Annotated in this window: 23 protein-coding genes and 1 tRNA gene; 4 read left to right on the top strand and 20 right to left on the bottom strand. The window is 69.0% G+C overall.

Features of this window, described 5'->3' with window-relative positions; translation table 11 throughout:
* The first annotated feature begins 83 nt into the window (after positions 1-83).
* A complete protein-coding gene (locus KBY95_RS10910) occupies positions 84-6,068 on the top strand; it encodes an ExeM/NucH family extracellular endonuclease (RefSeq protein WP_254965032.1) in 5,985 nt (1,994 codons plus the stop codon).
* Positions 6,069-6,477: 409 nt separating this feature from the next.
* Here KBY95_RS10910 and KBY95_RS10905 read toward each other — a convergent pair whose 3' ends face one another.
* From KBY95_RS10905 to KBY95_RS10890, 4 genes are all read right to left on the bottom strand, one after another.
* Positions 6,478-6,969: a photosystem I reaction center subunit XI gene (locus KBY95_RS10905; protein WP_254965031.1), complete on the bottom strand. Its 492-nt coding sequence runs from the start codon at positions 6,967-6,969 to the stop codon at positions 6,478-6,480.
* Positions 6,970-7,032: 63 nt separating this feature from the next.
* Positions 7,033-7,149 (bottom strand): photosystem I reaction center subunit VIII, encoded by a 117-nt coding sequence (locus tag KBY95_RS10900; protein ID WP_254951695.1) that lies wholly within the window; start codon positions 7,147-7,149, stop codon positions 7,033-7,035.
* A gap of 82 nt (positions 7,150-7,231) precedes the next feature.
* On the bottom strand, positions 7,232-8,197 hold the full coding sequence (locus KBY95_RS10895) for a glycosyltransferase family 2 protein (protein WP_254965030.1): 966 nt from the start codon (positions 8,195-8,197) through the stop codon (positions 7,232-7,234).
* A gap of 33 nt (positions 8,198-8,230) precedes the next feature.
* Entirely contained in the window at positions 8,231-8,947 is a 717-nt protein-coding gene (locus KBY95_RS10890; RefSeq protein ID WP_254965029.1) for a C40 family peptidase, read from the bottom strand.
* An 18-nt stretch (positions 8,948-8,965) separates the two neighbouring features.
* Here KBY95_RS10890 and KBY95_RS10885 point away from each other — a divergent pair, with 18 nt between their 5' ends.
* Together KBY95_RS10885 and KBY95_RS10880 are read left to right on the top strand one after the other, a co-directional pair.
* Entirely contained in the window at positions 8,966-9,886 is a 921-nt protein-coding gene (locus KBY95_RS10885) for a serine hydrolase (protein ID WP_254965028.1), read from the top strand.
* Positions 9,887-9,921: 35 nt separating this feature from the next.
* Positions 9,922-10,572 (top strand): GAP family protein, encoded by a 651-nt coding sequence (locus KBY95_RS10880; RefSeq protein WP_254965026.1) that lies wholly within the window; start codon positions 9,922-9,924, stop codon positions 10,570-10,572.
* Positions 10,573-10,608: 36 nt separating this feature from the next.
* On the opposite strand, the gene KBY95_RS10875 is transcribed toward KBY95_RS10880, so the two are convergent.
* Positions 10,609-10,697: transfer RNA gene (locus KBY95_RS10875), tRNA-Ser, on the bottom strand.
* A gap of 18 nt (positions 10,698-10,715) precedes the next feature.
* The gene (gene alr, locus KBY95_RS10870; protein WP_254965025.1) at positions 10,716-11,921 is read right to left on the bottom strand and encodes an alanine racemase; all 1,206 of its coding nucleotides are present in this window, start codon (positions 11,919-11,921) and stop codon (positions 10,716-10,718) included.
* Between the two features lie 74 nt (positions 11,922-11,995).
* Between alr and KBY95_RS10865 the strand changes: the two genes are divergently transcribed.
* Positions 11,996-12,496 carry an HNH endonuclease gene (locus KBY95_RS10865; protein ID WP_254965024.1) on the top strand — a complete coding sequence of 167 codons (501 nt, stop codon included), beginning with the start codon at positions 11,996-11,998 and terminating at the stop codon, positions 12,494-12,496.
* Positions 12,497-12,509: 13 nt separating this feature from the next.
* Here the strand turns inward: KBY95_RS10865 and prfA are convergent, their stop codons facing one another.
* From prfA to rpsE, 14 genes are all read right to left on the bottom strand, one after another.
* On the bottom strand, positions 12,510-13,625 hold the full coding sequence (gene prfA, locus KBY95_RS10860) for a peptide chain release factor 1 (protein WP_254965023.1): 1,116 nt from the start codon (positions 13,623-13,625) through the stop codon (positions 12,510-12,512).
* A gap of 121 nt (positions 13,626-13,746) precedes the next feature.
* The gene (rpmE, locus tag KBY95_RS10855) at positions 13,747-14,049 is read right to left on the bottom strand and encodes a 50S ribosomal protein L31 (protein ID WP_254965022.1); all 303 of its coding nucleotides are present in this window, start codon (positions 14,047-14,049) and stop codon (positions 13,747-13,749) included.
* 8 nt (positions 14,050-14,057) lie between these two features.
* On the bottom strand, positions 14,058-14,465 hold the full coding sequence (rpsI, locus tag KBY95_RS10850) for a 30S ribosomal protein S9 (RefSeq protein ID WP_254965021.1): 408 nt from the start codon (positions 14,463-14,465) through the stop codon (positions 14,058-14,060).
* Positions 14,462-14,914 carry a 50S ribosomal protein L13 gene (gene rplM, locus KBY95_RS10845; protein WP_254951710.1) on the bottom strand — a complete coding sequence of 151 codons (453 nt, stop codon included), beginning with the start codon at positions 14,912-14,914 and terminating at the stop codon, positions 14,462-14,464. The genes rpsI and rplM overlap by 4 nt, the downstream gene beginning before the upstream one ends.
* 146 nt (positions 14,915-15,060) lie before the next feature.
* Positions 15,061-15,906: a tRNA pseudouridine(38-40) synthase TruA gene (truA, locus tag KBY95_RS10840; protein WP_254965059.1), complete on the bottom strand. Its 846-nt coding sequence runs from the start codon at positions 15,904-15,906 to the stop codon at positions 15,061-15,063.
* A complete protein-coding gene (gene rplQ / locus KBY95_RS10835) occupies positions 15,903-16,253 on the bottom strand; it encodes a 50S ribosomal protein L17 (protein ID WP_015109423.1) in 351 nt (116 codons plus the stop codon). The genes truA and rplQ overlap by 4 nt, the downstream gene beginning before the upstream one ends.
* A 46-nt stretch (positions 16,254-16,299) precedes the next feature.
* A complete protein-coding gene (locus tag KBY95_RS10830) occupies positions 16,300-17,238 on the bottom strand; it encodes a DNA-directed RNA polymerase subunit alpha (RefSeq protein WP_254945560.1) in 939 nt (312 codons plus the stop codon).
* An 83-nt stretch (positions 17,239-17,321) separates the two neighbouring features.
* Positions 17,322-17,714 (bottom strand): 30S ribosomal protein S11, encoded by a 393-nt coding sequence (gene rpsK / locus KBY95_RS10825; RefSeq protein ID WP_094586009.1) that lies wholly within the window; start codon positions 17,712-17,714, stop codon positions 17,322-17,324.
* A 171-nt stretch (positions 17,715-17,885) separates the two neighbouring features.
* Positions 17,886-18,251, bottom strand: a complete 366-nt coding sequence (rpsM, locus tag KBY95_RS10820) for a 30S ribosomal protein S13 (protein ID WP_094586010.1) — start codon at positions 18,249-18,251, stop codon at positions 17,886-17,888.
* 66 nt (positions 18,252-18,317) lie between these two features.
* Complete coding sequence (gene rpmJ / locus KBY95_RS10815; protein ID WP_006173336.1) at positions 18,318-18,431, bottom strand: 50S ribosomal protein L36; 114 nt, start codon at positions 18,429-18,431, stop codon at positions 18,318-18,320.
* Positions 18,432-18,474: 43 nt separating this feature from the next.
* Complete coding sequence (locus KBY95_RS10810) at positions 18,475-19,026, bottom strand: adenylate kinase (protein WP_254965019.1); 552 nt, start codon at positions 19,024-19,026, stop codon at positions 18,475-18,477.
* Between the two features lie 24 nt (positions 19,027-19,050).
* Positions 19,051-20,370: a preprotein translocase subunit SecY gene (gene secY / locus KBY95_RS10805; protein WP_254965018.1), complete on the bottom strand. Its 1,320-nt coding sequence runs from the start codon at positions 20,368-20,370 to the stop codon at positions 19,051-19,053.
* A 108-nt stretch (positions 20,371-20,478) separates the two neighbouring features.
* The gene (gene rplO, locus KBY95_RS10800; protein WP_254965017.1) at positions 20,479-20,934 is read right to left on the bottom strand and encodes a 50S ribosomal protein L15; all 456 of its coding nucleotides are present in this window, start codon (positions 20,932-20,934) and stop codon (positions 20,479-20,481) included.
* An 8-nt stretch (positions 20,935-20,942) separates the two neighbouring features.
* Positions 20,943-21,608 (bottom strand): 30S ribosomal protein S5, encoded by a 666-nt coding sequence (gene rpsE, locus KBY95_RS10795; protein WP_254965016.1) that lies wholly within the window; start codon positions 21,606-21,608, stop codon positions 20,943-20,945.
* Positions 21,609-21,620: the final 12 nt, after the last annotated feature.

Raw genomic sequence — 21,620 nt, 5'->3', positions numbered from 1 at the left:
GGATGCGGCCTCCACCAGCCCCTGGGATTCCCCCTGAGCCCCTCCCAGTCTCCGCCTTCTCCCCTCGCCTACCCCCCCGGACCATGCCAGCCCTCTTCACAGGCCTGTACAGCCAGAGCTTCGATGCCCTGGCCCTCTCCGGTTCCGGAAACGGCTGGTCCAACGACGTGACCCTGCCGGGCTGGCACCTGTTCCGCCAGCCGGCGGCGGCACCCGTCGCCCTGATCAGCTACAACGCCGACAGCGGCACGGGCAATGCCGGCGCCGTCGTGAGCTACGGGTCGACGGGCAGCAGCGACCGGGCCCTGGGGGGGCTCGGGTCGGGCGGCAGTTATTTCGGTTCCCCTTCCAGCGGTTCGCCGGCGGGCTGGTTCGCCCTGGCACTCACCAATGCCAGCGGGGCGGCGATCGCCAGCATGGATCTCTCCTTCAACGGTGAGCAGTGGCGCAACGGCGGCAACACCACGGCCCACACGATGGAGCTCCAATGGGGCTTCGGCGCCAGCTTCGAGCAGGTGGGCCTCTGGACCACCCCGGGCGGCAGCTTCAACTGGAGCACCCCGGTGACCGGCAGCACGGCCGGTGCCGTCGATGGCAACGGCGCCGGCCGGGTGGCTGGCGTGGGCGGCAGCCTCGACCTCTCCGCCAGCCCCTGGGCGGCCGACGCCACCCTCTGGCTGCGCTGGGCGGAGATCAACGATCCCGGCAACGACCACGGCCTGGCCATCGACGATCTGCGCCTGTCGGTCTCGACGCCACCGGCGCTGCCGGAGGTCTCGATCCAGGCCATCGACGCCGTGGCGAGCGAATCCGGTGATGGGGCCAGCCTGCGTATCAGCCGCAGCGGCTCCACGGTGGCGCCCCTGGAGGTGCCGATCACTCTGGGTAGCGGTGCTGGGTTTGCCGATGCCAACGACCTGAGCACCCTGCCCAGTTCGGTTGTGATCCCCGCCGGGGCCAGCAGCATTGATCTGGCGATCGAGGTTCTCGACGACGCCCTCGATGAAGGAACCGAAACCCTGGTCGTGGAGCTGACGGCTCCTGCCGGTCACGCGATCGCCAGCGGAGCGGGCAGTGCGGCCATCACCATCCAAGACAACGACCGCATCAGCCTGATCTCGGCGGTCCAGGGCAGCGGCGCCAGCAGCCCCCTGGTCGGTCAGAGCGTGACGCTGAGGGCCGTGGTGGTGGGCGACTTCCAGGCCTCCGCCGAACTGGGTGGGTTCTTCCTGCAGGAGGAGACCGCTGACTGGGACACCAGCGACCTCACCTCCGAGGGGCTGTATGTGGCCTACCCGCTGGCGGGCACGAACGCCGATGTGGTGATCGGTGACCGGGTGCTTCTCACTGGCACGGTGGCCGAGCGCTTCGGCCAGACGGCGATCACGTCCGTCAGCGCCCTGACGGTGGAAGGCCAGGGCCGCCTGGGCGACACGCAACGGGTCGACATTCCCGATCTGCTGGCCCAACGCAGCAGCCCCCTTGATCTGGAGCCCTACGAGGGCATGTGGGTGCGCTTCCCGGAAACCCTCAGCGTTAATGGTCTGTTCGGTCAGTTCCGCTTCGGCGAAGTGGAGCTCAGTGCCGGCGGCCTGCCGCTCCAGCCCACCAACGTGATGGAGCCGGGCCCAGCGGCCTTTGCCGCCGAGCAGGCCACGGCCCGCCGGGAGCTGGTGCTCGACGACGGCAGCAACAGCAGCTACCGGCCTGCGGCGGCGGCCACCCCGGCGGCGCCGGTGCGGGACCAGCTGCTGCGCCGCGGCGACACCATCACCGCGGTGGAAGGGGTGCTCGGATTCGACTTCGGCAAGTACCGGCTGCAGCCCACGGCGCCGCTCAGCTTCGAGAGCGGCAACCCCCGCCCGCCGGCGCCGGCCCCGGCCGCTGCTGGCCAGTTGCGGCTGGCCAGCTTCAACGTGCTGAACACCTTCACCACCCTCAACGCCGGCGGCGCCCTCACGGACACCAACCTGGCCCCCCGCGGGGCCAACACGGCCGCAGAACTGGAGCGCCAGCTCACCAAGCTCACTGCGGCCCTTGTGGGTCTGCAGGCGGATGTGATCGGCCTGATGGAGCTGGAGAACGATGCCGACGACGCCACCCTCGCCGCGATCGTGGCCCGCCTCAACGCCGCCCAGCCCAGTGGCTCGGGGCGCCTGTACAGCTTCGTGCCCACCGGCCTGATCGGCAGCGACGCCATCAAGGTGGGGCTGATCTACGACAGCCAGGCCGTGGCCCCCAACGGCGCGGCCCGGGTGCTCGGCACCGCCAGCTTCACCGACCCCCTCTCCACCGGCAGCCCGCTCAACCGGCCGGCCCTGGCCCAGGGCTTCCGGGAACTGGCCAGCGGCGAAGTGCTGAATGTGGTCGTCAACCACCTCAAATCCAAGGGCAGTGGCGGTGCCACCGGCCTGGATCTGGATCAACAGGATGGGCAGGCGGCCTTCAATGCCACCCGCACCGCGGCGGCCAGCGAACTGGTGCGCTGGATCGGCACCGATCCCACCGGCAACGGCGACAGCGACTGGGTGGTGCTGGGCGACATCAATGCCTACGCCAAGGAGGACCCGATCGGTGTGTTCGAAGCGGCGGGCTTCCGCAACGCCCTGCCCACGTTCACGGCCGAGCCCCCCTCGAGCTATGCCTTCTTCACCCCGGTCGACATGAGCGGGGCCCTCGATCACATGCTGATCTCCCCCTCCCTGGTGAGCCAGGCGGTGGCAGCGACCGACTGGAGCATCAACGCCGCCGAGGGCGCCTTCCGCGACTACAACCTCGACACCAACAGCAACGGCAATGCGGCGGCCCGCGATTTCTTCGCGCCCGATCCCTACCGCACCTCCGACCACGACCCCCTGGTGCTGGACCTGGACCTGGGCCGGGCGCTGCCCGCCGGACTCGCCTTCTCCCACGGCGTCGCCTCCGGCGACCCCTATGCCGATTCGGTGATCCTCTGGACCCGGGTCACACCGCCCGGGAGTTTTGCCGGACTGCTTGACGTGCACTGGGAGGTGTCCACAAGCGCCGGTTTCGAGGCCGGTTCGATCGTCGATCGCGGTGTGTTCACCACCAGCGTCGCCCGCGACTGGACCGTGAAGGTGGAGGCCGACGGCCTCAGTGCCGACACCGTGTACCACTACCGCTTCCGTTCCGGCGATGCGGTGTCGCTGGTGGGGCAGACCAAGACCCTGCCGGTGGGCAGTGGTCCGGTGCGGCTGGCGGTGTTCTCCTGTGCCAACTTCACCGCCGAGGAGGAATTCCTGGCCTACGCCAGGGCCGCTGGCATCCATGCGGTGAACCCCTACGACGCCCTGGTGCATCTGGGCGACTACATCTATGAGTACGGTCCCGGGGGCTTCAATGAGGCGGAGGACGCCGCCGGCAGCCGTGGCTTCCTGCCCAACCGCGAGATCGTCAGCCTGGACGACTATCGGCTCCGCTATGCCCAGTACCACACCGATGTCAATCTCCAGGCGCTGCGCGCCTCGGCGCCGCTGATCGCCATCTGGGACGACCACGAGACCGCCAACGACAGCTGGGCCGGTGGCGCCCAGAACCACCAGAGCGCCACCGAGGGCGACTGGATCGCCCGGCGCGACGCCGCCCTGAAGGCCTACCACGAGTGGCTGCCGATCCGGGAGCCCGGCCTGCGCCAGAGCGGGGACGGGGCCACGGCCCTTTCGCCCCTCACCCAGGGCTACCGCTCCTTTGATTTCGGCGATGTGCTGGCGCTGCACATCCTTGAAACCCGTCTCACCGCCCGCGATGAGCAGCTGGAGTATCCCGATGCCGCCGCGGTGCAGGCCCGCATCGGCGCGATCCTCGCCGACCCGGCCCAGCTGGCGGCCTATGCGAGCCAGCTGGGCCTCACCCCGCCGACCTCCCCCGCGGCGGTCCCGGGCTTCGCCGCCGCCCTGGCTCCCCTGGTCACCCAGCAACTGGTGCTGTCCACTGTTCAGCAGGCCTGGGGCGATCCCGACCGGGATCTGATCGGCGACACCCAGATGGCCTGGCTGCAGCAACGCATGGCCGGCTCTGCCGCCGCCTGGCAGGTGCTGGGCCAACAGGTGCTGATGCAGTCGATGGCGGTGCCGGCGGAACTCCTGCTGGATGCCGGCAATCCTGCCCTGCTCGACAAGTACGCCGCCCCGCTGCAGAAGCTCGCCACCGGCACCCCCTTCGACCAGCTCACGGCGGCGGAGCGGGCCCTGTTCGCCGAAGCCGGCAAGATCCCCTACAACCTTGATGCCTGGGATGGCTACGGGGTGGAGCGGGAGACGCTCCTGCAGAGCGCCCTGGCCCTTGGCAAGCGGCTGATCAGCCTGGCCGGTGACACCCACAACGCCTGGGCCGGCGTGCTCGACACGACGACGGGCAGCCTGGCCGGACTGGAATTCGCCACCCCCGGCGTCACCTCGCCGGGCCTCGAAAGGTATCTCCCGGGCGCCGATGCCTACATCCGGGCGAACTACCCCGCCGTCGACGGCCTCGACGGCCTGTTCATGGGCTACATCGGCGGCTTGGCCTATGCCGATGTGAACCGGCGCGGCTTCCTCGATCTCACCGTCACCACCGACCAGGTGATCGGTGACTTCCACCTGCTCTCCGGGATCGACCCGATCACCGACCAGCCGGCCTGGGCGATCGAGACGGTGACCGGCTCGGCCGACTTCAGCCTGGCGGTGCGCGGTGATTCCGTGATCGACCCGGTGATCACGCTCACGGGCGGCACGGTGCTGGAGAACCTTCCGGCCGACACGCTCGTCGGGGAGCTTTCCGCCACCGACCCGGATGGTGGCGACACCTTCAGCTTCTCCTTCGCGCCGAACGGCAACCCAGGCGACCTCTTCCGCCTTGACGGCGAGCGCCTGCTGACCACCGCCCCGCTGGACTTCGAGGCGGCCGCAGCGCGCCGCCTCACCCTGCGTGTCAACGACAGCGCTGGCAACAGCTACGACAGGCCCTTCACCATCACGGTGGAGGACCTGGCCGAGGGCGCCGCCGTGCAGGCGGCGGTGATCAATGGCCCCGGCTTCTCCATCAGCCAGCGAGTGGGCGGGAACCCCCCGGGATCGGTCCCAGCGGGTCAGCCCCTCGCCACTGGGTCCCTCGGCTCGGTGCAGACCACCCCGATCACCCTTCCGGGGGAAAGCGTCCCCCGGGCCCGGATCGAGAACACCAGCTACTGGAATTCTCTCAAGAACCTCACCCTCGGCTCCGAGTACTGGACACCGTCCCTGGGCACCGACCTGCTGGTGGCCAACTTCGTGGACGTCCGCTGGGATCTCTCCACGGCGCCGCCCCTGGATTTCGATCTCCAGGTGGTGGGAGCCAAGCGGGGTGCGATCGGGTTCGGCGCCGGCAACGACACGCTCACCTGGCTGTTCCACAGCGATGGGGCCAGCCGTACCAACACGGCCACGGCGTCGGGCGGGGAAGGCAACGATGTGCTCCGCTTCGCCGCGGTGGGCAGCTCTGACCTCGATGACGTGCTGCTGGCCGACAATGGACGGCCGTCCGGCAACGGCTCCCAGTGGGACCCCACCTACGACGGCCGCTTCAGCACGGCCGTCGCCTCCGGCGGTGAGGGCGATGACCGCATCGAGACCCAGGGGAACGTGCGGCTGCAAGCCGATGGCGGCGAGGGCCGCGACACCCTCATCGGCGCGCGCCGCAACGACACCCTGACCGGTGGTTTCGGGGAAGACAGCCTCACCGGCGGTGGCGACGATGGCAGCTTCCGCTTCGCTGGCCGCGGCTCGGCCCGCCGGGTGGTGGTGAGCGGCGGCGACCTGATCGACCTGCGTGCCCCCGGGGGCGGTGGAGACGGGGCCGCCGACGCGGTCATCTACGCGCTGGAGGACGGGGGTGTCGATCGCATCCTTGGCTTCGAGGCCGGTCGCGACCAGCTTCAGGTGCTCGGTGGACTGGGAACGGCCCAGGTGACGGAGTACCAGAACGGCACCTTCCTCACTTTCTCGGGACGCCCCCTCCAGGGTGTGCTGCTGGAGGGGGTCAAGGGGCTCAGGCTGGGCGGTCTCGGAGACGACATCCAGCTGCTGGCCTGAGGGCAGCTGGCCTGGGCCGTTGTCTCGTGACCGCCGAGCAGGCCACGGCCCTCAGCGAGTTCGTGCTTGACGACGGCAGCACCCCACAGCGCTGCTCACCTTCGTGACGGGCAGCTGCGCTTGGCCAGCTTCACCAAGTCCCTCGCCAACGGCAGCCTGCTCAACCGGCCTGCCCTGGCCAAGGGCTTCAGGAAATTGGCCAGGGTGAGGTGCTGAATCTGGACGTCAACCACCTCAAGTCGCTGTTCGGGCTGGTGGGGTGAGATCCCATCTTTTCTTTCGCACGCTTTCATCCACATCCAGCAGGCCGTGCTGGCTGCTGGCATCACACACAGACCCAGGGAGAATAAAAAACCCTGCCGAGGCAGGGTTAGAGCAGATTTTCAGATGTCAGGTGCTCAGGGCTGGCTCAGCCAACACTCCAGACGCCACCGGCGATGTTGGCCAGCGGTGATTGGATGGCCGTGCTGCAGAGGAACCAGGCGAAGGCGGCGCCACCACAGCCACCCAGCCAGAAGCCGCTGGCGAATTCAGCCCAGCCGGCTTTGGTGAACAGGTCGGCGGGCGGGTTGTCGATGGTGGCGTCAGGGGGTTGGACGTTGGGACCGCTGCCGGCGGTTCCATAGATCGACAGGCAGACGGTCAGGATCGACACCAGGCCGATGGCGGCGAGGAGACCAGCGGTGCTGGCGAACTCGGTGGCGCGCAACGGGCCGGTGTAAGCGAAGGGGCCGTAGAGGAGGTAGCCGTGGGCCATGCCCACCTCAAGGCCGCGACGGTTGGGGGACAGGGAGGGCCGGTAGGCCGGCAGGGCGTTCAGGAAAGCCTTGGTGAAATAGCTGCTGTTGACGGGGGTGGCCAGATTGCCGACGGTCGGGTCGGCGACGGGGGTCACGGTCATGGGGGGGCGGATCGGGGGGTCGTCAGAAGGGGAGGCGAGTGACGCTGGGGCCTGGGCCGGTTGTCAGTCGGTCGCCTCGATCACGTTGAACAGCAGGGCCATGGCCACCGCTGCGCCGAGGATTCCCACCAGGGGAACCAGCACGGACGGCATCCAGGCAACGGCAAATTCACCAGTCATGGCTTGGGCCAATAGGAACCGCCGGTACTGTAAGGACCCCTTCCTGCCTGGCTTCTCAGGGAAGCGGGGGTGACATAAAAGTTCAGCCGGCGCCGCCGCGCAGCGTGGCCCGCACCCGATAGATCGGCCGGCCCTGGCTCTCGTGGTACGTGCGCATCTGCAGCTCAGCCAGCAGCCCGAAACTGAACAGCTGCACCCCACTGACGATCGCCAGCACCGCCATCAGCAGCAGTGGGCGGTTGCCGATGTCGACCCCCAGCAGCACCTTCTCGCCCACCAGCCAGATGGCGATGGCCAGCCCGACCCCCAGGGCCAGCAGGCCGGCGAAGCCGAACACGTGCATCGGGCGAGTCAGGAACCGCTTCATGAACCACACCGTCAGCAGGTCCATCAGGACCCGGAAAGTGCGGTCGATGCCGTAGTTGCTGCGGCCGTAGCGACGGGCCTGGTGGGACACTCGCACCTCGCCGATCCGGGCCCCCTCGATGAAGGCCAGGGCCGGCAGGAAACGGTGCAGCTCCCCGTAGAGGTTCATGTCGCTGACCACCTCCCGTCGGTAGGCCTTCAGGGAGCAGCCGTAGTCGTGCAGGTGCACGCCTGTGACCCTCGCGATCAGCCGGTTGGCCACAAGGGACGGCAGCAGCCGGTTGAGGGCGCCGTCCTGGCGTTGGTGCCGCCAGCCGCTCACCAGGTCCAGGTCGTCCTGCTCAAGGCGGGCCAGCAACAGCGGAATGTCGGCGGGATCGTTCTGCAGATCGCCGTCGAGAGTGACGATCACCCCACCACCGCTCGCATCAAATCCGGCGGCCATGGCGGCGGTCTGCCCGTAGTTGCGCCGTAACAGCACGGCCACCAGTTCCGGCACCTGGCCGGCCAAGTGCCGCAGCACGGCCTGGGTACCGTCCTTGGATCCGTCGTCCACCAGCACCAGCTCGAACGGCCGTCCCAGGGGCCTCAGGGCCGCCAGCAGCTTCTCCACGAGCAGGGGCACGCTGGCCTCCTCGTTGTAGAGGGGCACCACCACCGACAGGCTGGCGGTCTCCGCCATGGCCCCACCCAGCTCAGGCTGCACCGTACCCGCTCAAGGAGGCAGGGGACTGCCGTCGTGGCTGTGCATCACCCTCCCCGCGCCCCGCAGCTCGGCCCGGTAGTGGCAGGCCACCGGATCCCGGTTGCGGGGATGGAGGTCGTCGATGCCGATGCCATCACGGCCATGCTGGCGGCCGGAGCTGTGCAGATAGCGGCCGCCGCCCAGGTGCAGGGCCACGTGGGTGCAGCGCTGCGGGGGTCCGAAGAAGAGCAGATCCCCTGGCAGCAGCAGGCTGGTGATGCCGCTGCCCACCGCCACCGGGCGGCAGAAGCGCTCCTGTAGGTAGGCATCCCGGGGCAGCCAGATGCCGGCCTGGGCGAAGGCGCTCTGCACCAGCCCCGAGCAGTCGAAGTCCGGGCCCAGGGTGCCCCCCCAGAGGTAGCGGTTGGGCTGGTGACGGGCGGCCTCGGCGAAGGCGAGCACCGCCCCAAGGCGGGCGGCGATCCTGTCGCGATCGAGGCGCGGCAGCGGCGGCGGCGGGGCGGGGTGCCCGTGGCTCGCGAGGGCGGGCGCCTCCACCCAGCAGGGGTAGCCGTCTCCGTGCAGCCGCACCCGCAGGCGGGGCCCTGCGCTGTCGAGCACCCTCAGGTACCGGCCGGCCTGGATCTCGGTGGCCAGGCCCGGGCCCTGCGGCAGGCTGTAGGCCGGCAGCGGCCGGGTCAGGGTCCAGGTACGGCCGGGCGCCGGCAGGGTGCCTAAGGTCGCCATCGCAAGGTGCCGCCGCTGATGGCGTTCTACAGCCCGGATCCGGCCATGGGCCAGACCCTGCGCCAGCTCATCGGCCAACTGGAGCAGGAGGGGCGCCCGGGACTGGGGGAGCAGCTCTCGATCACCTGGCTCCGCTACGGGGCTTCGCTGGTGGGCGGGGCTGAAGGGTTGGGCCAGGAGGCCTTCTGGGCCCAGACCGTGACCGGTGCCGGCTGGGAGGGGGAGAGGCCGCGCTACCCCGCCAGCGTGGTGAAGCTGGTCTATCTGGTGGCCGCCGAAGCCTGGCTGCAACGCCAGCTGATCGAGGAGGGGCCGGAGCTGCGCCGAGCCCTGGCCGACATGGTGCGCGACTCCGGCAACGACGCCACCAGCCTGGTGGTGGATCTGCTCACCGGCACCACCAGTGGACCGTCCCTTCCCCCTGGGCGGGCGGCGGCCTGGTGTCGTCAGCGCCAGGTGGTCAACGACTGGCTGGGGCGCCTCGGCTGGAGCGAGGTGATGGGGGTGAACGCCTGCCAGAAGACCTGGGCAGAGGGGCCCTACGGCCGCGAGAGAGAGTTCTATGGGCCCCAGCTGGAGAACCGCAACCGCCTGAGCACGGATTTCACGGCCCGTCTGCTGCACGCGGTGATGGCAGGTGCTGCGGTCTCCCCGCCGGCCTGCCACCGCATGATGGCCCTGCTGGAACGCTCGCTGGATCCCCAGGTGCGGGCCGCCGATCCTGAGAATCAGGTGGATGGCTTTCTCGGGGCCGCACTGCCGGATGGGGCCCGGCTGTGGAGCAAGGCCGGCTGGATGAGCCAGGCCCGCCATGACGCCGCCTATGTGGAGGTGGACGGCAAGTCCCCGATGCTGCTGGTTGTCTTCAGCGAGGGACGGGCCCGGGCCGCCGATGCCACCCTGCTGCCGGCCATCGCCGCTGCCCTGCTGGACGCCTGAGCCTGCCTACGATCGGTCCCTAGAGCTCCGGCCCCTTGACTGCGCTGCCGTTCGATGTGGTCCCGCTCGCCCTCGGGGCGGCGGTGAGCCCGTTGTTGCTGGTGGGACAGATGCGCCTCCTCACGGCCCCGGGATCCGGCGTGAAGCAAAGCTGGGCCTATGCCGCCGGTAACGCCCTGGTGGTCGGGGGCTGGGCGGTGGTGGGTCTGGGGTCAGGGGGATCCCTGCCTGTCCGCCCAGCTGCCGGTGCCGATCCGGTCTCTGCCGGGATCCATCTGGTCCTGGCGGCCGTGCTGCTCGCCATCGGTGTCCACTCCCTGCACCGCGACGCTGGCACGGGGTCCCCAGCCCCAGATGGGCACACCCTGGCCCGCTCCTTTGCCATGGGGGCGGTCCTGATGGCGGGCAACCTCACCTCCCTGGTGCTCTACCTGCCGGCGCTGCAGGACCTGGCCCGTTCCGGCCTGGCGGCCGTCCCCCTGGCGGGCCTGGTGCTGCTGGTGAGCCTGGTCACCCTGGCGCCCTCGCTGCTGCCCCCGGTGGTGCTGGTGCTCACGGGGGCCTGGGGGCGGGCCCACCTCGAGCGGCTCTGCCGCTGGACCCTGGTCCACCAGGGCCAGATCAATGCCGGCCTTTGCTTGGGATTCGCGGCCTATCTCGGCCGGAGCGGCGTCGCCAGGCTCTGAGCGGACCTGGCGGAATGGCCCCGGAAGGGCCTGGAACGGAGAGGGAGGGATTCGAACCCTCGACAGAAGTTGCCCTCTGTAACTCCTTAGCAGGGAGCCGCTTTCAACCACTCAGCCACCTCTCCAGTGGCCACGAGAGCTTATCAGGGCTCGGTCGCGGCTTCGGGCTCGGGGGGCACCGCCAGGCGCGGCAGGCGGTGCTTGAAGCCACAGAGGATCTCCCAGGGAATCGTGCCGCAGCGCTCACTCCAGTCGAGGGGGCTGAGGATCTCTCCACCCTGTTCGCCCAGCAGGGTGACCAGGCTGCCCACCTCGATCCGGGGGGCCTCGGTGGCGTCGATCACCAGCTGGTCCATGGTGATGGCGCCCACCTGGGGCAGGCGCCGGCCGTCGAAGAGCACGTCCATGCGGTTGGAGAGCTGGCGGGGCACCCCGTCGGCGTAGCCGATCGACACCACCGCCAGGCGGCTGGGCCGGCGGGTGCGGAAGCGGTGGCCGTAGCTGACGCCGACCCCCGCCCCCACCTGGCGCAGCAGGGTGACGCGGGCGTGGATCTGCAGGGCTGGCTGAAGCGTCACCACGCCGGCCAGGTGGGCCGCCGGCGGCTGGCCGTAGAGGGCCAGGCCCACGCGGACGAGGTCGTAGTGCTGCTGGTGCCCCCGCAGGGTGCCGGCCGAATTGGCGAGGTGCCGGCAGCCGGCCGTGAGGCCCTGCTCGGCCAGGCTGGTGAGCACGCTCTCGAAGCGCTGCTGCTGGAGGTCGCTGAGGCCGTCGTCTTCCTCTGGAGGGGCATCGGCGCAGGCCAGGTGGGAATAGATCCCCGCCAGGTCGATGGCCTCCATGCCCTGCAGAGCCGCCACCAGCCGCGGGCCCTCCTGCCAGTCGGCGCCGAGGCGGGCCATGCCGGTGTCCAGCTTCAGCTGGACGGCCATGGTGCGGCCGCTGCCGCTGGCCAGGTTCTGGCAGAGCAGGGCTTCCCGCATGCTGCTGAGGGTCGGCATCAGCTGCCAGCGCAGACAGCTGCGCAGCTCCTCGGGCTGGGTGAGGTTGCCCAGCACCAGCACCGGGGCGGAGATGCCGGCGCGACGGAGCTGCACCCCTTCCGCCAGGGTGGCGACGCCGAAGCAGGCGGCCCCCGCCTCCAGGGCGGCGCGGGCCACCGGCAGGGCGCCGTGGCCGTAGGCGTCGGCCTTGACGACGGCCATCAGCTGGGTGGCCGGTCCGATGTGGCGTTGCAGGGCGCGCACGTTGGTCTGGATGGCGGCGGTGTTCACCTCCACCCAGGCCCGCTGCCGCGGCTGCGCCGACTCCTCCGTCGCGCTGGTGGGGGCGAGCGAGGCGCTGGTCATGGACGCCGGTGCGAAGGGAGAACCATGGAATGCATGGGAATCCCGTTAGCATGCCGCGTATCCAGCGGACTGGAATGGGCCACGTACTCGTTCTGAATGCGTCCTACGAACCGCTGAACATCACCACCTGGCGTCGGGCCATGGTGATGTTGCTCAAGGGGAAGGCCGAGGGGCTGGAGCACGACCCTGAAAAGGCCATTCGCCCCGACCATTTCCTGCCCACGGTTATCCGGCTGCGTCAGTTCGTGCGGGTGCCCTACAAGCCACTCCCCCTCACGCGCCGCAACGTCTTTCACCGCGACGGTCACGCCTGCCAGTACTGCGGCTTCAATGGCGAGCAGCTCTCCATCGACCATGTGGTGCCCCGCAGCCGGGGTGGCACCGACGTCTGGGAGAACGTCACCACCGCCTGCCTGCCCTGCAACGTGCGCAAGGGCAACCGCACCCCCAGGGAGGCGGGCATGCCCCTGGCCCGGGAGCCCCGCCGCCCCCTGGGCAGCCTGAGTTTCGAGGCCAACCGCCGCATCCGTTCCGGCCAGCACCAGGAGTGGGCCAAGTACGTCATCGGCGCCTGAACCGCCCTCCCGCTCATCCACCGGTGCCGGCGGCCTCGAGGGCGAGCGCCTCAAGACCCTGTCGCTGCTCCTCGGCGATGCAGGCGCCGATCAGGTCCTCGATCTGGCCGGCCAGCACGGGCTCGAGGGAGAAATTGCGTCCCAGCCGATGGTCGGTCACCCGGTTGTCCTTGGCGTTGTAGGTGCGGATCTTCTCGCTGCGGTCGCCACTGCCCACCTGGGCACGGCGCACGGAGCGCTCCTCGGCATTCGCCTCCGCCAGCTGGCGCTCGTAGAGCTTGGCCCGCAGGATCTCCATCGCCCGCTCCCGGTTCTGCATCTGGGAGCGCTCCTGGGTGCAGAACACCCGGATGCCGGTGGGTTTGTGCAGCAGGTCGACGGCCGTTTCCACCTTGTTGACGTTCTGGCCGCCGGCGCCGCCGGAGCGGGCCGTGCTGATGTCCAGATCCCCCGGATCGATCTGCACCTCCACCGGATCGGCCTCCGGCATCACCGCCACGGTGGCGGTGGAGGTGTGCACCCGGCCCTGGGACTCGGTGGCCGGCACCCGCTGCACGCGGTGCACGCCCGCCTCGAACTTCAGCTGGCTGTAGACGCCATCGCCGCGGATGGCGAGGATCAGTTCCTTGTAGCCGCCCAGGTCGGCCTCCGAAGCGCTGACGGGCTGAACCTGCCAGCCCTGGCTCTGGGCATAGCGCTCGTACATGCGGGCCAGATCGCCTGCCCAGAGGCTGGCCTCGTCGCCGCCGGCCCCGGCACGGATTTCCAGCATGACGCTGCGTTCGTCGCGGGGATCGGAGGGCAGCAGGCCCAGGGTCAGCCGGGTGTTCAGGGCGGCAATCAGGCCCTCAAGGCTGACCAGCTCCTCGCTGGCCAGAGTCACCAGTTCCTCGGCGGCGGGGTCGTCGCGGTGGGCCTTCAGCAGGCAGCGGGCCTCCTCCCGTTCCTGCTCCAGCTTGCGCAGCCGCTGGTAATCATTGACGAGGGGCTCCAACCGCGACCGCTCCCTGGCGATCGATTGCAGGCGGGCCGGATCGGAGGCCACCGCCGGGTCCGCCAGCTGGCGTTCCAGGGTCTGGAAGGTGCGGCAGGCCGTATCCAGCCGGGATTGCAGCAGCTCGGAATCCATGGGCGGCACCCGAAACGGAAAAAGCCGGGTGCTGGTGGCACCCGGCGAGAGAAAGACCGGGCCGAATCGGCTGTCCGATTCGGGCGGCCGGCTTCATCCTGAGAATCTCAGGCTGAACGGTTCAGGCTTCGGTGGCGACTGGCGTTTCAGCTTCGACGGCGTCAGCTGGAGCTTCGGAGGGCTTGGCGGCCTTCTTGGCTCCGGAGGCGGAATCGGTGCTGCCCATGCCGTACTTGCGCATGAAGCGATCCACCCGGCCTTCGGTGTCGAGGATCTTCTGGGTGCCTGTGTAGAAGGGGTGGTTGCCACTCCACACATCAACGATGAGCTCGGGATGGGTGGAGCCGGTGGTCATGACCACCTCCCCATTGCAGATCACCTTGGCGTCCGGATACCAGGTGGGATGGATGTCGGCTTTCGGCATGACGGAAATCAGCGCTTGGAGAACTGGGGAGCCTTGCGGGCTTTCTTGAGGCCGTACTTGCGACGCTCCTTGGCCCGGGGATCGCGGCTCAGGTGGCCTTCGATCTTGAGGGGCTTGCGGTTGTCGGGGGAGAGGTCGCAAAGGGCGCGGGCCGCACCCTGCTTGATGGCATCGGCCTGGCCGGTGAGGCCACCGCCGCGCACGTTGACCAGCAGGTCGTACTGGGCTTCGAGGCCGAGGGTCTGCAGGGGGGCCTTCACCGCCGCCAGGTAGACGGGGTTGTAGTTGAGGTAGTTGTCACCGGGGCGGCCGTTGATGGTGACGCTGCCACTGCCGGGGACGAGCCGCACACGGGCCACGGCGGTCTTGCGACGGCCGGTGCCCCAGTAGACGACGCGGTTGGAGGTGCTGGTCATTGGGCGGCGGCGGCGGGATCGAGGGCGAGGGGCTGGGGCTGCTGGGCGGCGTGGGGATGCTCGGCGCCCTTATAGACCTTGAGCTTGCGGAACAGCTGACGGCCCAGGGCGTTGTGGGGAAGCATGCCCTTGATCGCCTTCTCGATGATGCGCTCCGGCAGCCGGGCCTGGAGGTGCTCGAAGGTTTCGGTCTTCATGCCGCCGGGACGGCCGGAATGGCGCCGATAGATCTTCTGGGTGGCCTTGTTGCCGCTGACGCGCACCTTGTCGGCGTTGATGACGACCACGAAGTCACCGGTGTCGAGGTGAGGCGTGAAGGTGGGCTTGTTTTTGCCGCGCAGCACCTGGGCCACTTCGCTGGCGAGACGGCCGAGGGTCTGATCCGCAGCGTCGACCAGATACCACTGGCGATCAAGCGAATCAATGGAGGGTGTGGTTGTCTTGTTCATCGCGCCGGCGGGCCGGTTTGGGGTGAGCCCATCGCAGCCGGATGGGTCGGGACAGGGAGATTCGACCCTACCGTGTCGCCGGATCCGGCGAATTCGGCAGAGACGTGCTCCGCATGGGGCCACGGAACGGGGCTCCTGCAGGCCGCTCAACCGATCGGATCACCGACGAACGGATCGGCGGGAGGATCGCGCGATTCCAACAGAAATCGCGGTTGACAATCATAACAGGCGGCCTCAGGGAAGAGGGTCTCCGGGTACCCCACCCGCAGCAGGCAGAGCCCCTGGGGCGGCGCCGCCTCTTTCACGGCGTGGCGGGCGCCGCTGCGCCAGCGCTGCAGGAACTCCTCGGCCTCGAGGCGTCCCTCCCCCACGGCCACCAGCTGCCCCATCAACAGGCGCACCATGCCGTAGAGAAAGCCACTGGCCTGCACCTCGGTGACCAGCAGATCCCCCTGGCGATCGATCCGCACCTCCTGCAGGGTGGTGCGGGCATGGGCGCGGCGGCTGCCGGCCCGCTGGAAAGCGGAGAAGTCGTGGTTCCCGAGCATGGCATCCAGGCAACGGGCCATGCGGGCCTCATCGAGGCGCCACTGGTAGCGATGCCAGCTCCAGGGGGCCAGGAACAGGTTGGGGGTGCGGGCGTTGAAGATCGTGTAGCGGTAGCGCCGGTAGGTGGCGCTGTAGCAGGCGTGCCAGTCGGGAGAGACCTCGGCGGCGGCCCTCACCCGGATCGTGGGTGGCAGACGGCCGTTGAGGGCCTTGGCCCAGCGGGCCACGGGGATGGGGCCACTGGCATCGAAGTGGACCACCTGGGCGGCGGCATGGACGCCAGTGTCGGTGCGACCCGCAGCCACCGCCTGGGCGGGGCGATGGGGGTCGAGCGCGGCGATCGCTCCCTCCAGGGTTTCCTGAACGCTGCTGTGGTGGGCCTGACGCTGCCAGCCATGGAACGAGGAGCCCTCGTACTGCAGCGAAAGGGCGATCCTTTTCAGACCAGCTCGATGATTGCCATCTCGGCGTTGTCACCGCGGCGTCGCACCGTACGAATGATGCGGGTGTAGCCACCCTGGCGATCGCCGTAACGGTCCTGGGCCTTGTCGAACAGGGCGTGGACGAGCTGCTTGTCGTAGATGTAGCCGATGGCGCGGCGACGGGCGGCGAGGGTGCCGTCCTTGGCCAGGGTGATCATGCGCTCGGCTTCGTCACGCAGGGCCTTGGCTCTGGCCTTGGTGGTGGTGACGCGGCCTTCACGGATGAGCTGGGTGGTCAGACCACGCAGCATGGCCTTGCGTTGGTCGGCGGGGCGTCCCAACAGGGGGACTCGGCACTGGTGTCGCATGGTGGGGACGGGGCGGGTGGCGTAACGGGGAAGGGGAAACCGCCTTTCAGCCGCTGGTGCGGCTCTGGGGCAGGGAGATGCCGATCCTCTCGAGAGCCTCGATCACCTCGTCGGCGGACTTGGATCCGAAGTTCTTGATCTCCAGGAGGTCTTCGTAGCTGAAGCCCATGAGGTCGGAGACGGAGTTGACCTGGGCCCGCTTCAGACAGTTGTAGGCGCGGACGGAGAGGTTCAGTTCCTCCAGGGGGATCTGGGCCTCGGCCGAAGGCTCGGGCTCCAGGCCGGGCTCCTCGGTCATGGTGAGGGTGGCCAGGGGCTGGAACAGCTCCATCAGCTGGTTGGCGGCCTGGGCCATGGCGTCGTCGGGGGTGACGCTGCCGTTGGTCTCGATCTCGATGCGCAGGCGCTCATGGGCCGAACCGCCTTCGCCGACCGCCGTTTCATCGACGGTGTAGTTGACCCGGCGCACCGGCATGAAGACCGCGTCGATCTGGAGCAGGTCGATGGCGGTGGTGTCTTCGTTGTGGCGATCCACCGGCCGGTAACCGATGCCACGCTCCACGTGGACTTCCATCTCCAGGCTGTGGCCCTCGGCCACGGTGGCGATCTCCCGATCGCCATCGATGACCTGCACCTGGGGGGAGAACTGCAGATCCGAGGCGGTGACCCGCGCCGGACCGTTGACCATCAGGCGGCCGATCTCCAGATCACGGCTGCGGCTGTTGACGGGAACCGACTTGCAGTTGAGCAGGATGTCGAGCACGTCCTCGCGCACACCTGGCACCGTGGCGTACTCGTGGTTGACCCCGGAGAGACGCACCGCCGTGATGGCGCTTCCTTCGAGCCCACCGATCAGCACGCGCCGCAGGGCGTTGCCGAGGGTGGTTGCCTGGCCCCGATCCAGGGGGCCGATCAGGAAGACGCCCGTCTGGGAACGGTCGTCGGCAACCTGGTGCTCGACCCGATCGATCTGGTAGTGCAACACGGTCTGAGGAGGTGAGAAAGGGAAGGTGGCCGCGACAGCGGCCCTGGGGGAATCGGGCGGGAGGCCGGAGGAGTCCGGAAGACTCAGACCCGGCGACGCTTGGCCCGGCGGCAACCGTTGTGGGGCAGGGGGGTGACGTCGCGGATCAGGGTGATCTCGAGACCGGCCACCTGCAGCGCCCGGATGGCGGTTTCTCGCCCGGAGCCGGGACCGCGCACCAGCACTTCGATCTGACGCATGCCTTGCTCGAGGGCCCGGCGGGCGGCCGCTTCGGCGGCGGTCTGGGCGGCGAAGGGTGTGCCCTTGCGGGCTCCCTTGAAGCCGCTCGCACCGGCTGACGACCAACTCACCACTTCACCGGCGGTATCGGTGATGGAGACGATCGTGTTGTTGAAGGTGCTCTGGATGTGCGCGACCCCGTTGGGGACGTTGCGCTTGGCCTTCTTGGGGCCTGTCTTCTTGGCTGGTTTGGCCATGGCGGTGACCCTGCAAAGGCAGGGAGGTGATCGGAGGACTGGGGGGGAGTCCCGGTGACGGCCTCCGGAGAGGGAGGCCGGCGGGACTCGGGCCCGGTGGCTGCCGCGAGGGGCCACGGGCCGGGAAGGAATGCAGGCAGAGAGGGGAGAATGGGCCCGGAGGACCGGAACTCACTTCTTCTTGCCGGCCACGGTCTTGCGGGCGCCGCGGCGGGTACGGGCGTTGGTGCGGGTGCGCTGACCACGCACGGGCAGTCCCATGCGATGGCGGCGACCCCGCAGGCAGCCGATGTCCTGCAGGCGCTTGAGGGCCATGCCCTCTTCGCGGCGCAGGTCGCCCTCGAGCACGAAGGAATCGGCGGCGCCGCGCAGCTTCTGCACGTCGCCATCGCTGAGGTCCTTCACCCGGATGTCGGGGCTGACCCCCGATTTGGCGAGAATTTTGCGGGCCCTGGTGAGCCCGATCCCGTACACGTAAGTGAGTGAGATCTCAACCCTCTTGTCACGAGGGATATCGACACCGGCGATCCGAGCCACGTCAGGAAACGATCAGAGGGCAATGGGGGTGGCGGCCGAAGGCGGCAGCCGTGATGGCGTGGGGAGTCAACCCTGACGCTGCTTGTGCTTCGGGTTGGTGCAGATCACCATGACCCTGCCGTGGCGACGAATCACCCGGCATTTGTCGCACATCTTCTTGACTGAGGCACGCACCTTCATGGGCGTTGTGCTCTCCGAATTTGCAAACAGCTACCTTATCACATCAGTCAACAAGGCTGGCTACGATCCTCGCCCCGATCTCCGCCACCGTGCCGGAGGCTTCAACGCTGCGGAGCAGGCCCAGCTGGCGGTAGTGGTCGATGAGGGGGGCGGTCTGCTCCTGGTACACCACCAGGCGGTTGCGGATCACCGTTTCGTTGTCGTCGGCCCGGCCGCGGGAGAGCAGGCGCTGGATCAGCACCCCGTCCTCCAGCTCCAGCAGCAGCACCCGTTCGATGCGCTGGTCAAGCTCGGCCAGCAGCCCGTCGAGGGCTTCCGCCTGGGCCAGGTTGCGGGGAAAACCATCCAGGAGCCAGCCCCCCTGGTGCCCCTCCAGGCGGCTGCGCACGATGGCCAGCACCAGGGCATCGCTGACCAGCTCGCCGCGGGCCATCACCGCCTCCGCCTCCTGGCCCAGGGCGCTGCCGGCCTTCACCTCCGCCCGCAGCAGTTCACCGGTGGAGAGGTGCAGCAGCTGGTGGTGTTCGGCCAGGAGCTCGGCCTGGGTGCCCTTGCCGGCGCCGGGGGGGCCGAGGAAGAGGAGACGCTGTTTCATGGGAGGGAAGACGGGGAAAGGGGGCTACTGCCTGACCAGTCCTTCGTAACGCTGGGAGATCACGTAGGTCTGGACCTGCTTGGCGGTGTCGATCGCCACGCCCACCAGGATCAGCAGGGAGGTGGCCCCCAGGCCCTGGAAGGTGCGCACCTGGGTGGCCCCCTCCACGGCCGAGGGAATGATGGCGATGGCGCCCAGGAACAGGCCGCCCAGCAGGGTGAGTCGGTTGGACACGCCCGAGAGGTAGTCGGCGGTGGCCGAGCCGGGGCGCACCCCGGGGATGGCGACGCCGGAGCGTTTCAGGTTGGTGGCGATGTCCACCGGGTTGACGGTGAGGGAGGCGTAGAAGAAGGCGAAGCCGCAGATCAGGGCGAAGTACACCAGGGCATAGACCCAGGGGGTGCTGCTGGTGGGGTTGAGATAGCCCGCCACCCGGATCAGCCAGGCACTTTTGGTGAGATTGGCGATGGTGAGCGGCAGGAACACCACGGCCGAGGCGAAAATGATCGGCATGACGCCGCCGGCGTTGAGCTTCAGGGGCAGATAGCTCTGGCGTGAGGCCAGGGTGCTGGCACCGCCCACCTGGCGCTTGGCGCTCACGATCGGGATGCGGCGACTGCCTTCCTGAAGAAAGATGATCCCCACGATCGTCACCAGGAAGACCAGCACGAGGACGACGATGCCGCCCACCGTGGCGCGGTCGCCGCTCTGGGCCAGCTGGATGGTGGAGCCCAGGGCCTTGGGCAGGGTGGCCACGATGTTGATGAAGATCACCAGGGAGGCCCCCTGGCCGATGCCCCGTTCGGTGATCACCTCACTGACCCACATCACCACCATCGAACCGGTGACCAGGGCCAGACTCGTCTGGACGACGAACAGCCATTCGGGAAGGCCCGGCAGGGCGTATTGCCGCAGGATCAGGGCAAAAACGATGCTCTGCAGGATGCCCCAGCCCAGGGCCACGTAACGGGTGATCTGGGCCAGCTTGCGGCGGCCGGCCTCGCCTTCGTTCTTCTGCAGCTCCTCGAGCTGGGGCAGGGCCGCCGTCATCAGCTGGATGATGATCGAGGCATTGATGAAGGGCAGGATGCCCAGGGCGAACACGCCCAGGGTGGACAGGCCGCCGCCGGTGAAGATGTCCAGGAAGCCGATCAGCTGGCCGCCCTGGCGGATGAAGTCCTGGAAGGCCACCCGGTCGATGCCGGGCACCGGGATGTAGATGCCGAGTCGCACCAGCAGCAGCAGGCCCAGGGTGGTGAGCACCCGATCCCGCAGGCCCTTCGACTGGACCAGCTGGACGAGGATTTCAGCGGCGCTCGGATTGCGCCCCCTGCTGAGGAGCATGGTGATGTCGGGAGTGGATGGGACGGGTCGATACGACCGGAGCCGCCTGCCGCAGCACAAGGCTACGGGCAGACGGCTCCGGGCTGGAGGCAGGGCAACGGCCCGGGCTCAGCCGATGATCTCGCAGCTGCCGCCGGCGGCTTCGATCTTGGCGCGGGCCGAGGCGGTGAAAGCGGCGGCCTGGACCGTCAGTTTCACCGTGAGTTCGCCATTGCCGAGCACCTTGAGCGGGTAACGGGGGCTGGTGACCAGGCCGGCCTGCTCCAGGGAGTCGAGGCTGACGGTGCTGCCCGCCTTCAGCTCACCCAGCCGTGACACGTTGATCACGGTGTAGTGGGTGGGGTTGATGACCGGGAAGTGCTTGAGCTTCGGAATCCGGCGGTAGAGGGGCATCTGGCCACCCTCGAAGCCGGGGCGGGTGGGGCTGCCGGAGCGGGACTTCTGCCCGCGCATGCCGAAGCCGCAGCTGGCGCCCTGGCCGGCGGCGATGCCGCGACCCTTGCGCAGCTTGCGCTTGCGGGACCCCTTCTGGGGCTGGAGGTTGTTGAGAGAGAAGGACGTCATGGCGGGCCTCAGGAGTAAATCTGCTCGAGGGAGATGCCCCGCTCCTTGGCGGTCTCCTTGTGGGTGCGCAGGCCTTCGAGGGCCTGCATGGCGGCGCGGGCGTTGTTGAGCGGGGTCTTGGAGCCCAGCCGCTTCGCCAGCACGTTTTTGATACCGGCCAGTTCGAGCACGGTGCGGATCGAACCGCCCGCGATCACCCCGGTACCGGGGGCAGCCGGCCGGATCAGCACGCTGGCGGCGCCGTCGCGGCCGTTGCTGAGGGTGGGGATCGAACTGTTACGGGTGAGGGGCACCTTGACCAGATGCTTCTTGCCATCGGCCACGCCCTTGCGGACGGCGCCGATGACATCGCCGGCCTTACCGACGCCCACGCCCACCTGGCCGCGCTCGTTGCCGACGACGACGATGGCCCGGAAGCTCATCTTCTTGCCGCCCTTGACGGTCTTGGAGACACGGCGGATCTGAACCACCCGCTCCTGCCATTCGGAGTCGCGTTCCTGGCCGCGGCGGTTATCGCGGCCACGGCCGCCGCCGCCCCGGCGGTCGCCCTTGGCATCGCCGCGGCCACCGCCACCGCCGCCCCGGCGCTGCTCCTGCTGGCCTTCAGCAGCGGCGGGGACGTCGGAGGCCGCAGGTACGGCGCCGGTCTGGATCTGGTCGTTGGTTTCGGTCATGGTGAGAGCAGG

This window comes from Cyanobium sp. Aljojuca 7A6, assembly GCF_024346455.1.
Taxonomy (GTDB): Bacteria; Cyanobacteriota; Cyanobacteriia; order PCC-6307; family Cyanobiaceae; genus Cyanobium.
The sequence above is the reverse complement of the archived record's forward strand: the minus strand, read 5'-3'. Positions and strand labels throughout refer to the sequence as shown.